The sequence below is a fragment of the Corynebacterium suedekumii genome (assembly GCF_030252185.1).
Lineage (GTDB): Bacteria > Actinomycetota > Actinomycetes > Mycobacteriales > Mycobacteriaceae > Corynebacterium > Corynebacterium suedekumii.
This window is the reverse complement of record NZ_CP126970.1, coordinates 989249-1003515: the sequence shown is the minus strand read 5'-3', so window position 1 is coordinate 1003515 and position 14267 is coordinate 989249. Positions and strand designations below refer to the sequence as shown.

Genomic DNA, 14267 nt, shown 5'->3' with positions numbered 1-14267 from the left:
AGCAAACTTCCTCATGTTTAAACGTGCGTTAGCCATCTCCATGGCTTTCATCGGTCTCATCGTCGGCGCAGGTTTCGCGTCCGGCCAGGAGGCTCTGCAGTACTTCGTGGCATTCGGCACCTGGGGCATCGTCGGTGCTGTTGTCGCGTCAGCGCTCATGATCGTCACAGGCGTCGCCATTCTCCAGCTCGGCAGCTATTTCCAGGCTTCCGAACACACCGCGGTGCTCAGCCGTATCTCGGGGCCGGTGACGTCGAAGATCCTGGACTTCTCCACCATCGCCACGCTGTTCTGCATCGGATTCGTCATGTTCGCTGGCGGTGGCTCGAACCTGCAGCAACAATTCGGCTGGCCGGCGTGGATCGGCGCAACCATCATGCTCGTCCTGGTCATGCTCACAGGCATGCTGGACGTCAACAAGGTCTCCGCCATCATCGGTGCGATCACCCCATTCGTGATCGTCTTCATTGTCTGCACCACCATCTGGACCATCGTCACTTCCAACCCGGACTGGAGCTCCCTTAACGTGGCCTCTGAGTCCGTGGTCACCACGCTCCCCAACTGGTGGCTGTCCGCCCTCAACTACATCGGCCTGGCGATCATGACGGCGGTGTCCATGGCAATCGTCATCGGCGGCAACAACCTGGATACCCGCGCGGCAGGTCTCGGCGGCCTCATCGGCGGCCTGTTCTTCCTGCTCATGCTCATGCTGCTCGTCGTCTCCCTGTTCATCGCCGTGGAGACCGTCGGTGGCGAGGACATGCCGGTTCTTGCCCTGATCAACGAGATCCACCCGACACTCGGCTTCATCATGACGTTCGTGGTGTTCGGCATGATCTTCAACACCGCCATCGGCATGTTCTACGCACTGGGCAAGCGCCTGACCCGCGGCAATCCCTCGAAGTTCCGCGTCGTCTTCCTCGCCGCCTGCCTCATCGGCTTCGGCCTGAGCTTCTTCGGCTTCCGCGACCTGGTGTCCTACGTCTACCCGGTACTCGGCTACCTCGGCATCCTCATGATGATCGTCATCTCGATTGCCTGGTTCCGAGGCCGCGAAAAGTTCAGCACGGAGGGCAAGCGCCGCGTCCGCGCCCGCAAGCTACTGGCCCGCAAGCTTGACCCCCGCAAGCGGTTCACCAAGAAAAACCAGCGGGAACTGGCTCGCCTGACCGATGAGTCGAACGTACCGGACGAAAAGTTCCGCGAGTCCCTCATCGACGAAATCGCCTCCGAGCTCGAGTCGGACCCCGACGTGGATTACGACCGCAACGATCCGCCGTCCAACGTCGTGTATGTCCAGCACACAAAGCCGACGGCAAACACGGACGGTTCAGAGACAACAAACCACACCGAAGTCCCACCAGCGAAGTAACCACCCTCACGCCCGACGCCCCTTCGTCACCACCCGGTGAACAAAGGGGCGTCGGTGATTCAGCTCGAGCAAGGTCGCTCCGAGGAAGCGGACAGACTCCCAACCACCACGCGCTTCGAGACAGCAGAAGACCTCCGGCTGAAGGAAGGGAGCATTTCGCCTTCCTCCACACCAGAGGTCTTCATTCCACCACCGGATCACCTGCTCGACTAGGTGATCCGGCAGGATCCCACTAGCTTCGCGGGACGCAGTTGTCGTACAGGTACTTGCCGACGAGACCACCGATGGCGATCACTGCGGCAGCGCCCACTGCCTGGCCGATGGCGCCACCGTCGTTCTCCAGCTCGGCGTTGATCTGAGCGATGAGACGTGCAGTCTCTTCGTCATAGATCCCGGACTGCTGCTGCAGGTCAGTGTTGATGCGCTGCAGCTGTGCCTGCGCGTCAGCGACCAGCGGGGACAGTCCCGGGATGTTGACCTGTGTTGCGATGCCGATCGGGATCAGGGCGAGCAGGGGAAGGCCGACGGTTGCGGCAGCCTGGACACAGCGGGCGTCCGAGGAACTACTACTGGGGCCACGGGTCAGGGATGAGCCCTCGGTGCCATCCGAGGATCCGATTCCCGACGATCCCCCGCATGCCGCACATTCACCCTTGTTCACCGTCACGACAGTGCCATCAGAGAATTCGATGATGGTGTTGCCGGACTCGTCGATGCACTGGTTCGCCCCGGGTTTAATGGAGGGTAGGAAACTGGAAAAGGAACCCCTTACGTGCCCGTCAAGTACACCCCAGAGCTCAAGCAGCGCGCCATAGAACTCGTGCTCCACGCCCAAGCCGACCCTGACACGGCCCGGGGTGCGGTCACCCGCATCGCCGGCGAGCTCGGCGTGAGCAAGGAAACACTGCGCGTCTGGGTCCGCACCCACAAACAATCCGGTGTTGGCACCCCGGCCGAGTCGGTCGACCTGGAAGCAGAAAACCGCCAGCTGCGGGCTGAGCTCGCCGAAGCCAAACGCGCCAACGATATCCTGAAGAAGGCCTCAGCTTTTTCGCGGCGGAACTCGACCGCCCACACAAGTGATCGTGCGATTCATCGACGACAACCGTGCCCAGTTCGGGGTCGAGCCCATCATCCGTGTCCTGGCTACCACCAGCGCGAAGATAGCCCTGAGCACGTATTACGCCCACAAATCCCGGCCTGAATCAGCCCGGTCTATCCGGGACAAGCAGATCACCCGGGCGCTACGCCGCATCTTCGAGGACAACTACTCATGTTACGGTGCCCGGAAACTGTGGGCGGAGATCAACCGCGAAGGCACCTTCGGCAACGTTGCCCGCTGCACCGTCGAACGCCTCATGGCCGCCGACGGCCTGGCGGGTATCCGCCGAAGGAAGAAAAAGCCCTCGACCCGCAGCGCGGGGCCAAGTCCTGGGAAGTGGTGTTTCTGCCCTTTCGATAAAACAGAAGGTCTGACGGGCTCAGGGGCCGTCACGAGTCCGATGGTGAGACTGGCTCATGCGACCTCCTGAGTGGACTCGCCGGCATCGATGACGGCGGCGGCCATCATCGCGTTCGTCTGCTCCAGACTCGTCAGCGACATGTAGCGCTTCTGCTGGATCCACTCATCATGCTGCTCCGCCAGCACCGCCCCGACCAGACGGACCACGGCGTCGCGGTTCGGGAAGATACCGACGACGTCGGTGCGCCGGCGGATCTCCCGGTTCAGCCGCTCAGTGGGGTTGTTCGACCACACCTTCGTCCACACCGCCTTCGGGGCGTGCGTGAACGCCAATAGCTCGTCCAGGGCATCCCCCAATAGTCGGCCACGTGCGGGAACCTCTGCTCGCAGAAGGTCACGACTTCGCGGGCTTGGGCCCACACCGATGCGGCGTCGGGTTGCTGGAAGATCGTGTGGAACATCGCCGACAACGTTGGCCACTGGGTCTTGGGCACCATCCCGGAGAGGTTCTTCGCGAAGTGTGTGCGGCAGCGCTGCCAGGAGGCGTTGGGCAGGACTTCCCCGATGGCGTGCTGGATGCCCAGGTGCGCGTCGCTGGTGACCAGGTAGACCTCGTTGAGACCCCGGGCTTTCAGGTCTCTGAAAAAGCCGGTCCAGGAGGCCACCGACTCGGCGGTGGCGACCTGCATGCCCAACAACTCCCGGTACCCTTCGGCGTTGGCCCCGGTGGCCAGCAGGACGGAGGTTTTCACCACCCGGCCGCCTTCACGGACCTTCATGGTCAACGCGTCACACGAAACATACAGGTACGGGCCGGTGTCCAACGGCCGGGTGCGGAAATCCTCCACCATGGAATCGAGATCCTTGGCCATCTCGGAGACCTGCGACTTCGAGAGATTGGTGATGCCCAGGCTGGCGACCAGGTCGTTCATCCGACGCGTCGACACACCCTTGAGGTAGCAAGTGGCAATGACGGTGGTCAGGGCTCGTTCGGCACGTGTGCGCCGTTCCAGCAGCCAGTCCGGGAAGAAGGACCCGGTTCTGAGTTTGGGCACGGCGACGTCGATGGTGCCGACGCGGGTGTCGAGGTCGCGGTGGCGGTAGCCGTTACGGACGTTGGAGCGGTTGTCACTGACGGTGGCGTAATCAGCACCGCAGATCTGGTCGGCCTGGGTGGACAGGATCTGGTTGATGAAGCGCTGGAGCATCTCGCGCATCAGGTCCGGGGAGGCTTGAGACAGTAGGTCGTCGAGATAGGTGGCCGGGTCGATAGAATAAGGGCCAGCGGCCATCGTGGGTTTCCCTTTCGAGGAGATGTGAGAGTTGATTCGAAAGGTGACTTCGGTGGTCGCCCACGTCGTTCATGGGGTCCTCACCGGCAGTTACAGATACACCACGCTACGGGACACGACCCGTACCGATGATCAGATCACCCTCCCAGTGTCCGGGAACCGCCCGATCGGCGGCCTCGGCGGGCCGTTCGGACAACACGACGTCCGCGGTGGCGTGACCCTGGGGTGTATTCCGTGACCGTTCCCGGGGTCGGCGCAGCGCCCGCCCAGTACGCAAGCAGGTGACCAACTCACGTTTCAGGCCGCCACGACCCTCGATGAACAGTGACTGGTAGATCGCCTCCGGGCTGATGCGCATGGATTCATCATCGGGGAAATCGATGGTCAACCGGTGAGAGATCTGCTCGGGACTCCAGGCAAGCGACCAGCGACGATCCGCCCGATGCGGCTTGTTCAACCCTTTCCACGGCACCGGTGTCGGCCCATCAACCACGGTTCCGTCAGAACGGCGAATGTTGCCGGAGAGTCGCTCCTGCACATACTCACGCAGCACCACGTGAGAGACGAGTTTCGCAGTTTTCGGGCGCTTCGCGGCCTGTTGCGCTTTCCACTGTGCCACCACCGCCGGATACTCTTGTTTCCCGCTGCGGGTTGCAGCGTTGCGCCGCAGTTCCCGCGAGATAGTCCCCGGGTCACGCCCCAGCTCACGGGCGATCTGCCGCACTCCCAAGCCCGTGGCCCGCAGGATCGCGATCTCCTCGAGCTCTTCGAACGACAGGTACCTACCCGAGGGCTCGTTCAGGCTCAGTGGTGGCATGCCCCCAGCATGCCGAAACCAGCGCGTACCCACCGGCACGGACACTCCTACTTTGAGCGCTGCCTCCGCCGAGGTGATGCCCGTCGCGATCAAGCGCCAGAACTCACGCTGCACCTCCCGCGAGGGTTCCGGACGACCGGGCGACCGCATCGGGGGCCGCAACGCCCGATCCGCACGCCACTGCCGCCGCGCACCCTCGTGCACATCGCTCGTCCTCGCGATCCAATCCTTCGTCGCCACAGCTGAACACCTCCATCAAAAGGGGTGTTGCGACGACCAGTTGAATCCGCCCCGGACATAGTGATCATAATCGCACTTTTCGTCCGGGTGGAGCCATCCCGATGCGGTGCGGTGGGATTCACTACACGTCAGCCGAGTTCGACCCAGCGACGTGAAAGATCCCTCGCCCGACAGAGTGGGCGAGGGAAGGAGGGGCTCTCTTAGACCAGCAGTTCGGCGATCTGCACGGTGTTAAGAGCGGCGCCCTTGCGCAGGTTGTCGCCGGAGACGACGAGCACGAGACCCCTGTTGTCGTCCACGGTCTGGTCCTGGCGGATGCGGCCCACGAGGGAGACGTCCTTGCCTGCGGCAGCGAGGGGGTGGGGACGTCGACAAGCTCGACGCCGGGAGCATCAGCGAGGATGGCCTTTGCCTCGTCGGCGGTGATGGAGCGGTCGAACTCGGCGTGGAGGGTCAGGGTGTGGCCGGTGAAGACGGGCACGCGGACGCAGGTGCCGGCGACCCTGAGATCCGGAATGCCGAGGATCTTGCGGGACTCGTTGCGCAGCTTCTGCTCCTCGTCGGTCTCCTCGGAGCCGTCATCGACGAGGTTGCCGGCCAGCGGCAGGGCGTTGAAGGCGATGGGGGCGACGTAGGGGCCGAGGTCCTCCGGCATCTCGACGGAACCGTCGTGGACCAGCTCGACGTTGCGGTCACCGATCTCGTTGGTCTGCTTCGCCAGGGTCTCCACACCGGCGAGGCCGGAGCCGGAGACGGCCTGGTAGGAGGAGACGTGCAGGCGGGTGAGCCCGGCGGCGTCGTGAAGCGGCTTGAGCACCGGCATTGCGGCCATGGTGGTGCAGTTCGGGTTGGCGATGATGCCCTTGACCAGCGAACGGGCCTGGTCACCGTTGACCTCGGAGATGATGAGCGGGACCTCGTCGTCCTTGCGCCACGCGGAGGAGTTGTCCACGACGGTGGCACCCGCGGAGGCGAAGACCGGGGCCCACTCCTTCGAGGTGGTGCCGCCGGCGGAGAACAGGGCGATGTCGACGTCCGCGACGGACTCCGGGGTGACCTGGGTGAGATCCTCGACGACGATGTCCTGACCCCGGAACTCCAGGGAGGTACCGGCCGAGCGCGAGGAGGCGAAGAAGCGGACCGTGTCGGCCGGGAAGTTGCGCTCCTCGAGAATGGAACGCATGACGCGTCCGACCTGGCCGGTGGCGCCGACGACTGCGATGGTGGTCATGGGTGGTACTCCTTAACGGCCGGTGCCGGCGTAGACGGTGGCCTCGGTGTCGCCGCCGAGCTCGAAGCGCTCGTGCAGGGCACGGGCAGCGGCCTCGAGGTCGGTCTCGCGGATGAGGACGGAGATGCGGATCTCCGAGGTGGAGATGAGTTCGATGTTGACGCCGGCGTCACGCAGTGCCTCGGTGAAGTCGGCGGTGACACCCGGGTGGGACTTCATGCCCGCACCGACGAGGGAGACCTTGCCCACCTGGTCGTCGTAGAGAACGTTCGACCAGTCGTGCTCACCCTGCAGCTTCTTCAGCAGCTCCATGGCGCGCGGGCCGTCGGAACGCGGGCAGGTGAAGGTGATGTCGGTCTTGCCGTCCTCCAGCGAGGAGACGTTCTGCAGCACCATGTCGATGTTGATCTCGGCGTCGGCGACGGCGCGGAACACGGTCGCGGCCTCGCCCGGCTTGTCGGGGATGCCGAGGACGGTGACCTTGGCCTCGGAGTTGTCGGTTGCTACGCCAGTGAGAACTGCTTCTTCCACGGGGATATCCTCCATCGAACCGGCGATCAGGGTGCCGGGATCATTGCTGTAAGACGAGCGAACTCGCATCGGGACATTGAAGGCGCGCGCGTACTCCACGCTGCGCAGCACCAGGATCTTCGACCCCACCGCCGCAAGCTCGAGCATCTCCTCGAACGAGAGCTTCTCCAGCTTCTGGGCGTTGGGGACGATGCGCGGGTCGGCAGTGTACACGCCGTCGACGTCGGAGTAGATCTCGCACACGTCGGCGTTGAGCGCCGCAGCCAGTGCGACGGCGGTGGTGTCCGAACCGCCCCGACCCAGCGTGGTGACGTCGCGCGTGTCCTTGTTCACGCCCTGGAATCCGGCGACGATGCAGATCCGACCCTTGTCCAGGGCCTCCTGCACCCGGGCCGGGGTGACATCGACGATCCGCGCGTTGCCGTGACGCTCGGTGGTGAGCACACCGGCCTGGGAACCGGTGAAGGACTGGGCCTGCGCACCGAAGGACTCGATGGCCATGGCCACCAGCGCATTCGAGATACGCTCACCGGCGGTCAGCAGCATGTCCATCTCGCGGGCCGGCGGGACCGGGTTGACCTGCGCGGCGAGGTCGAGCAGTTCGTCGGTGGTGTCCCCCATCGCGGAGCACACGACGACGACGTCGTTGCCGGCCTTCTTGGTGGCGACGATCCGCTCCGCAACCGCGCGGATGCGCTCCGCCGTCTCCAGGGAGGAACCGCCATATTTCTGAACGATCAGAGCCACCAGTCGGCCACCTTTCGTCGTTGTTCGCCAGGGGTGAGTGAAGTTCGTGGTTCACCTTACCTGCCTGCGTTTACGGCGCAGCATTTAGTTGCGCGGGGGCAACTACCCTCCCCCGCGCTCAGATGGCCCAGGGGAACACGCCGAGCAGGTACGCGGAGAACCACGCCCCGAACAGGACCCACCCGGTCGCGGCGGCGAGCTGCCAACCGCGCGGCCACCGCCGGACGATGAACAGCACCCACGGGAGCAGCAGGATGACGGCGGGCATGAGCAGGCGGGGCCGGGAGTGCATGATGCCGTCGGAGAGCAGGACCGTGGCCATGAGCGCGGCGGAGAACAGCCACACCTCCCAGGGCACACGCCGCCAGGCGGCGGCCAGGGCGATGACCGAGGCGACCATGACGCCGACACTGAGGAGGTACCCGGCCTCGTCACTGGTGGTGAGCACCTCCCAGACCCAGGTGACGGTGGCCCGGCCGAGATCGACGCCTGAGCTCCAGCCCTGCTCCTGGATGCCGAAGTAGCCGCCGGCATCCCAGGTGGGGATGCTGGCGTAGATGACGTAGCCGAAGATCGACCACGGGGTCAGGGCGAGTGCGGCCCATGCCCGCCAGTCCCGGCGGGCGTGCAGCAGGACGACCACGAGGAACACCGCGATGAGGGCGACCGCCGTGAGACGGGTGAACCCGCAGGCCAGGATGAGGATCCCGGCCAGCCACCAGCGACGGTCCATGAGGGCGAGAAGCGCCCAGAACGCCAGCGCCCCGAACAATGCCTCCGAGTACGGCATGGAGAAGGTGATCGCCATGGGGGCGCAGGAGACGAGGATGCCGGCCCCGATGCGACCGGACAGGCCCGCGCCCATGCGGGCGGCGATCGCCATGGCACCGGCGGTCATGGCGGTGCCGGCCACGACGTTGACCAGCATCGCGGCGACGGGAAAATCAAGCCCGGTGACTTCGTGCAGCAGGCGGACCAGGGCCGGGAACCCGGGGAAGAACGCGAGGGTGCGTTCATGGACGGGGACATCGGTGCCCAGGTCGGCGTCGAAGTAGCCGGACTCGGCGATGGCCAGGTAGTACTGGGCGTCCCACTTGGTCAGCAGGCCGGCGAGGTCATCGTCGTTGGCTCGGGCGACGACCCCCAGGGTGATGATGCGGACGACGGAGCCGATGAGGAAGATCAGCGCGGCGACCAGCCACTCCCCCGGCGGGAAGGCGGGGCGGGTGGACGGAACGGCGCGGGTGCTCACGGGACGATCGTAGCCAGATGTATCCACAGCACCACCCCTCGCACCGTGAGGTGCGGGGAGTGGTGCGGGAGGGGCGGCGTCGATAAGCGGGGGTTACACCGCCTCGCGGGTGTGCATGCTGCGGTCCGCGAGGAAGTAGATGACGGTGCCGGCGGCGGCGATGAGCGCCAGGACCCACAGGACCGAGGAGTAGACCTGGCCGGCGGCGGTGTCCGAGAGGGACAGGCCGGAGAACCACGTGAGCTCGAGGTCCTGGAGTTTCGCGGAGTACGCGATACCCAGGGGGATGGCGATGTTGATGATGAGGTTGTAGAAGCCGATCGCGATACCCGACTTGATCGGCGGGATGTTGCTCAGCGCCGTGTTGACCAATGGTGCGTAGATGAGGGCGAAGCCGGAGGCGAAGAGCACGATGGAGACGGCGAGGACGCCGACGTGCAGCTCCATGAAGATCGCCGCCATGACCAGCGAACTGACGATCATCGCCAGGGCGGTGAAGATGGTCTGCCGCGAGGTGAGGACCTTGCCGATCTTGCCGGAGAAGATACCCACCAGCACGGCGCACGCGTAGCCGGGCACCATGAGCAGCGCGGCACGGTCGAGCGACATGTCATGCAGCGAGTTCGCGGCATACGGCAGCAGGAAGATGTAGCCCAGCTGCGTGGAGTAGACGATGAACACCAGGGTGATCGCCCAGACGTAGCGGCCGTTGGTGAAGAACTCCGGGCGGACCAGGGCACCCTTGTGGGACTTCACGTGCCAGGCGAACAGGGCCAGGCCGATGACGGTCGGGATGAGCCACAGCCAGTTGAAGGCCTGCATGTACATGGTGAGGCTGGCGGCGAACACGGCGATGAGGAACAGGCCGAGGATGTCCAGGTGTCCCTCGACGGCCTCATCCTCCGGCACCATCTTGTAGATCGCCGGGACGACGAGCACGAGGATGAGCGGGATGAGGAACATCGCCGTCCACGACACGTAGGTGGCGATGAAACCACTGGTGAGAGCACCCACGAGTAGACCGAACTGGAAGGCGGCGGTGGAGAAACCGAGGTAGGTCTTCTGGTCCTCGGCGGCCAGATGCTTGGTCACGTAGATGACGTAGAGCGTCTCCGCGGCGGCGAGACCGGCGGTCTGGACGATACGGCCGGTGAGGACCATCGGCCACGAGCCGGAGAAGATGAAGCCCATGAGCGAGCCGACGACGATGAAGCCGACGCCGACGAGCATGAGCTTGCGGATGGAGATCGAGTCGGCCAGCGCGGCGTAGACCACCGCGCCGATGCCGATGACCACACCCGCCAGCGACGCCTGGAGGCTGGCGGTGTTGTCGGAGATGCCCAGGCCCTCGGCGATGGGCATGGTCATGGTCTTGAAGCCGTTGTCCACGATGAGACAGAAGACGAAGGCGAACAGCAGGACCGGGACGGCGGCCTTGGGGTTGACGGCGGTGCCGGCCTGGGTGCCGGACTGGTTGCGGGGCTGGTTGCCGGTGGCGGTTGACATGGTCCCCGGCCCCTAGATCGCAGCCAGCGGGAGGGCGAGTTCCATCATCTGGGTGAACGCCGTCTGGCGCTCCTCCGGAGTGGTGGCCGCACCGGTCATGATGTTGTCGGAGACGGTGAAGATGCCGAGTGCGTCCACGCCCGCATGGGCGGCGATGGCGTAGAGGCCGGCGGACTCCATCTCCACACCGAGCACACCCATGTCGGACCAGCGCTGGTTCACCGTGTCATCGACGTTGTAGAAGATGTCGCTGGAGAGGATGTTGCCCACGTGGATGTCCACGTTCTGCTTCTCCGCCTCATCAGCGACAGCCTTGAGCAGCGTCCACGACGCGGTCGGGGCGAACGTGCCGGGCAGGTTGTACTGCTCGAGGATCCGGGAATCCGTGGAGGCGGACTGGGCGACGACGACCTCGTAGAGGTCCAGATCCATCTGCAGCGAACCGCAGGAACCGACGCGGATGACCTTCTTCGCCTCGAAGATGTTGATCAGCTCCCAGGCGTAGATGCTGATGGAGGGGATGCCCATGCCGGACCCCATGACCGAGACCGGGGTGCCTCGGTAGGTGCCGGTGTAGCCGAGCATGTTGCGGACCTCGTTGAACTGGACGACGTCCTCCAGGTAGGTGTCCGCGATGTGCTTGGCGCGCAGCGGGTCACCGGGCAGCAGGACGGTGTCGGCGATGTCGACGCCGCGGGGGTTGATGTGCGGGGTGGACTTGGTGGTGGCCATGGTGGCGGGACTCCTCATCGACGGTGATGCGTTCTGGTGATGCGTGGTGATGCGTTGTGCTGATGCGTTCTACCGCCCAGGCTAGACCCCGGCAGAACAATTGGCAATGCGGTGGATTACATTTGTTCCAGTCGCGTGAGGCAGGTCACGATTCGTTACGTCATACACGGGAGAATCATCCCGTCCGCACGGCCAAAGACTCGCGTACGCTCAGCAAAAGCGCTGGTAGTCGTACCCCGCCCCAGTAACATAAGGATCGATTCATCAGTTCGGTGAGTCATCTGACCGAAAGGGTCGACCTCATGTCCTACCTCAGCTCCTGGCTCGTAGCCCCGTTCGATTTCGTACTCGACTGGCTACTCCTGCCGTTCTATTTCCTCAGCTCCATCCTCTGAGTTCGCGGGACTTCACGGGCCCCACGATCCGCCGGCCCCGCAACCCGGCAGATCCCGAACTCCCGCAGCGTTCCATCGCCCACCCCTCGCCCACCACGCCATGGTGCCGGCCGGGGGTGTCCGCGATTCGACGGCACGTCAGGGACCGCCGACTGACGACGCCCGCGCGACGCCGGGGAGGCCGCATCATCCAGGTTCGCGCCGGGGCATGAAACAGACAGGCCCCTCCCCACAGCCACCTCCTCAGATTCCGGACAACTATTCTCAGGGAAACGAAAGCTCTGGTCACTATGATCGGCCCGGCCCACCGACTCCGGTGGCATAACCGACCAGAAAGGTTCTCCCATGTCCTCCTTCCTCAGCTCCTGGGTCACTTCTCCGTTCGTGTTCGCCTTCGATTGGCTGACCGCCCCGCTGCACTTCCTCAGCTCCATCGTCTAACTGCGTTCGGATCCCTGCCGGTCCCCGCCCACGCCATCCCGGCGTTACGGGCGGGGATCTCACGTTCCCGGGCCCGGTTTCACCCCACCGCCCCAGACCCCGTCAGCAGATTCTTCACAGAAAAGCGTTGACCGGACAGTCATCCGGTGTAGGCTTCACACCATGTTCTACCGCGCGAACCTCCTTCTTCTTCGCCGCGGCGGGTTCTAGGTCCTGGCAGACACGACCGGCACCCCGTCGCGGAGTTCGGTGTTGCCGGTTGTGAACCTCGCAGACTTCCACCGATAGTCAGCGATGAGACCTCGGGCACTACTACAGTGAAGGCCATTCGGCCCCTGGTAGCCGCCCGGTAGAAACCGAAGAAGAAAAGGAAACTCCGATGTCCCCGAACGACGCCTTCATCTCCGCCCCCGCCGAGATCTCCACGCCCGCCGGCCCCCGCCGCGAGGGCCAGCCCGCCTGGAACAAGCAGCGCAATTCCTCCCAGCCGGTGCACCGCTACCGCCCCTTCGCCGAAGAGGTGGAGGACATCACCCTGCCGGACCGCACGTGGCCGGACAAGAAGATCACCGTGGCTCCGCAGTGGTGTGCGGTGGACCTGCGTGACGGCAACCAGGCGCTCATCGACCCGATGAGCCCGGAACGTAAGCGCCGGATGTTCAACCTGCTGGTCCAGATGGGCTACAAGGAGATCGAGGTCGGTTTCCCGTCGGCCTCCCAGACGGACTTCGACTTCGTCCGCGAGATCATCGAGAAGAACATGATCCCGGAGGATGTCACCATCCAGGTGCTGGTGCAGGCGCGCGAGCACCTCATCCGCCGGACCTTCGAGGCGTGTGAGGGTGCCAGCAACGTCATCGTGCACTTCTACAACTCCACCTCGGAGCTGCAGCGTCGGGTGGTGTTCCGCAAGGACAAGCCGGCCATCAAGCAGCTGGCGGTGGATGCGGCGCACCTGATCAAGGACATCGCGAAGGATTACCCGGGCACCAACTGGCGCTGGGAGTACTCGCCGGAGTCCTACACCGGCACGGAGCTGGAGTTCGCCCGCGAGGTCTGTGACGCGGTCACCGAGGTCATGGAACCGACGCCGGAGCACCCCATGATCATCAACCTGCCGTCGACGGTGGAGATGATCACCCCGAACGTCTACGCCGACTCCATCGAGTGGATGCACCGCAACCTGGCGCGCCGTGACTCGATCATCCTGTCCCTGCACCCGCACAACGACCGTGGTGAGGGCGTGGCCGCCGCCGAGCTGGGTTACCTGGCCGGCGCCGACCGGATCGAGGGCTGCCTGTTCGGCAACGGCGAGCGCACCGGCAACGTCTGCCTGGTCACCCTGGGTCTGAACATGCTCACCCAGGGCGTGGACCCGCAGATCGACTTCTCCGACATCCGCCTCATCCGCGACACCGTGGAGTACTGCAACCAGCTGCGCGTACCCGAGCGCCACCCCTACGGCGGCGACCTGGTGTTCACCGCATTCTCCGGCTCCCACCAGGACGCCGTGAACAAGGGCCTCGACGCCATGGCCGCGAAGGTCAAGCCCGGCGCGGACAACACCGAGGTCACCTGGGACGAACTGCGGGAGACCGTCTGGGAGGTCCCCTACCTGCCCATCGACCCCAAGGACGTCGGCCGCGACTACGAGGCCGTCATCCGCGTCAACTCCCAGTCCGGCAAGGGCGGCGTCGCCTACATCATGAAGACGGACCACGGCATCAACATGCCCCGCCAGATGCAGGTGGAGTTCTCCGGCGTGGTCCAGGCCGTGACCGACTCGGAGGGCGGCGAGGTCAACTCGAAGAACATGTGGGACATCTTCGCCACCGAGTACCTCGACACCGACTCCCCCGTCGAGCAGGTCTCGGTCCGGGTGGAGAACGCCGAGACCGACGAGGACGAGGCGAAGGTCACCGCCACCGTCATCCATGACGGCAAGGAGACCACCATCACCGGCTCCGGCAACGGCCCCGTCGCGGCCTACGCCAACGCCCTGGAGCAGCTGGGCATCGACGCCGAGGTGCAGGAGTACTCGCAGCAGTCCCGAACCGCGGGCGATGACGCCGAGGCGGCCTGCTACATCTACGCCACGGTCAACGGCTCCGCCGCCTGGGGCGTGGGCATCGCGGGCTCCATCACCCGCGCCTCGCTCAAAGCCCTGACCTCCGCCGTCAACCGTGCCCTGTCCTCGCAGGTCCCGGCCCTGGCCGGCGGTGTCTAGAAGGCGTCCGAACACCGCCCGA

Annotated in this window: 9 protein-coding genes, 3 pseudogenes and 1 other annotated feature; of the genes and pseudogenes, 4 read left to right on the top strand and 8 right to left on the bottom strand. The window is 64.9% G+C overall.

Annotated features, from left to right (window positions below; all coding sequences use genetic code 11):
* The first annotated feature begins 13 nt into the window (after nucleotides 1-13).
* Nucleotides 14-1372 (top strand): YkvI family membrane protein, encoded by a 1359-nt coding sequence (locus tag QP029_RS04975; RefSeq protein ID WP_284875720.1) that lies wholly within the window; start codon nucleotides 14-16, stop codon nucleotides 1370-1372.
* Between the two features lie 232 nt (nucleotides 1373-1604).
* Here QP029_RS04975 and QP029_RS04970 read toward each other — a convergent pair whose 3' ends face one another.
* On the bottom strand, nucleotides 1605-2033 hold the full coding sequence (locus QP029_RS04970) for a hypothetical protein (RefSeq protein WP_284875719.1): 429 nt from the start codon (nucleotides 2031-2033) through the stop codon (nucleotides 1605-1607).
* A 111-nt stretch (nucleotides 2034-2144) separates the two neighbouring features.
* Between QP029_RS04970 and QP029_RS04965 the strand changes: the two genes are divergently transcribed.
* Complete coding sequence (locus QP029_RS04965; RefSeq protein WP_284875718.1) at nucleotides 2145-2576, top strand: transposase; 432 nt, start codon at nucleotides 2145-2147, stop codon at nucleotides 2574-2576.
* Nucleotides 2417-2544 (top strand) — a sequence feature (AL1L pseudoknot). It overlaps the preceding gene by 128 nt.
* Complete coding sequence (locus tag QP029_RS14265) at nucleotides 2458-2904, top strand: IS3 family transposase (protein WP_432418703.1); 447 nt, start codon at nucleotides 2458-2460, stop codon at nucleotides 2902-2904. The genes QP029_RS04965 and QP029_RS14265 overlap by 119 nt, the downstream gene beginning before the upstream one ends.
* Here QP029_RS14265 and QP029_RS04960 read toward each other — a convergent pair.
* The 7 genes and pseudogenes from QP029_RS04960 to deoD form a co-directional block, all read right to left on the bottom strand.
* Nucleotides 2889-4042, bottom strand: a pseudogene (locus QP029_RS04960) (IS256 family transposase). The gene QP029_RS14265 and the pseudogene QP029_RS04960 overlap by 16 nt on opposite strands.
* Before the next feature lie 199 nt (nucleotides 4043-4241).
* Nucleotides 4242-5093 (bottom strand): annotated as a pseudogene (locus QP029_RS04955) (transposase); the annotation flags it as partial.
* A 290-nt stretch (nucleotides 5094-5383) separates the two neighbouring features.
* Nucleotides 5384-6414: pseudogene (locus tag QP029_RS04950) on the bottom strand (aspartate-semialdehyde dehydrogenase).
* 12 nt (nucleotides 6415-6426) lie between these two features.
* Entirely contained in the window at nucleotides 6427-7692 is a 1266-nt protein-coding gene (locus tag QP029_RS04945) for an aspartate kinase (RefSeq protein ID WP_284875717.1), read from the bottom strand.
* 118 nt (nucleotides 7693-7810) lie between these two features.
* On the bottom strand, nucleotides 7811-8944 hold the full coding sequence (locus QP029_RS04940; RefSeq protein WP_284875716.1) for a mannosyltransferase family protein: 1134 nt from the start codon (nucleotides 8942-8944) through the stop codon (nucleotides 7811-7813).
* Nucleotides 8945-9037: 93 nt separating this feature from the next.
* A complete protein-coding gene (locus QP029_RS04935; protein WP_284875715.1) occupies nucleotides 9038-10450 on the bottom strand; it encodes an MFS transporter in 1413 nt (470 codons plus the stop codon).
* Between the two features lie 12 nt (nucleotides 10451-10462).
* Nucleotides 10463-11182, bottom strand: a complete 720-nt coding sequence (deoD, locus tag QP029_RS04930) for a purine-nucleoside phosphorylase (RefSeq protein WP_284875714.1) — start codon at nucleotides 11180-11182, stop codon at nucleotides 10463-10465.
* Nucleotides 11183-12397: 1215 nt separating this feature from the next.
* Between deoD and leuA the strand changes: the two genes are divergently transcribed.
* A complete protein-coding gene (gene leuA, locus QP029_RS04925) occupies nucleotides 12398-14245 on the top strand; it encodes a 2-isopropylmalate synthase (RefSeq protein WP_284875713.1) in 1848 nt (615 codons plus the stop codon).
* Nucleotides 14246-14267 lie beyond the last annotated feature (22 nt).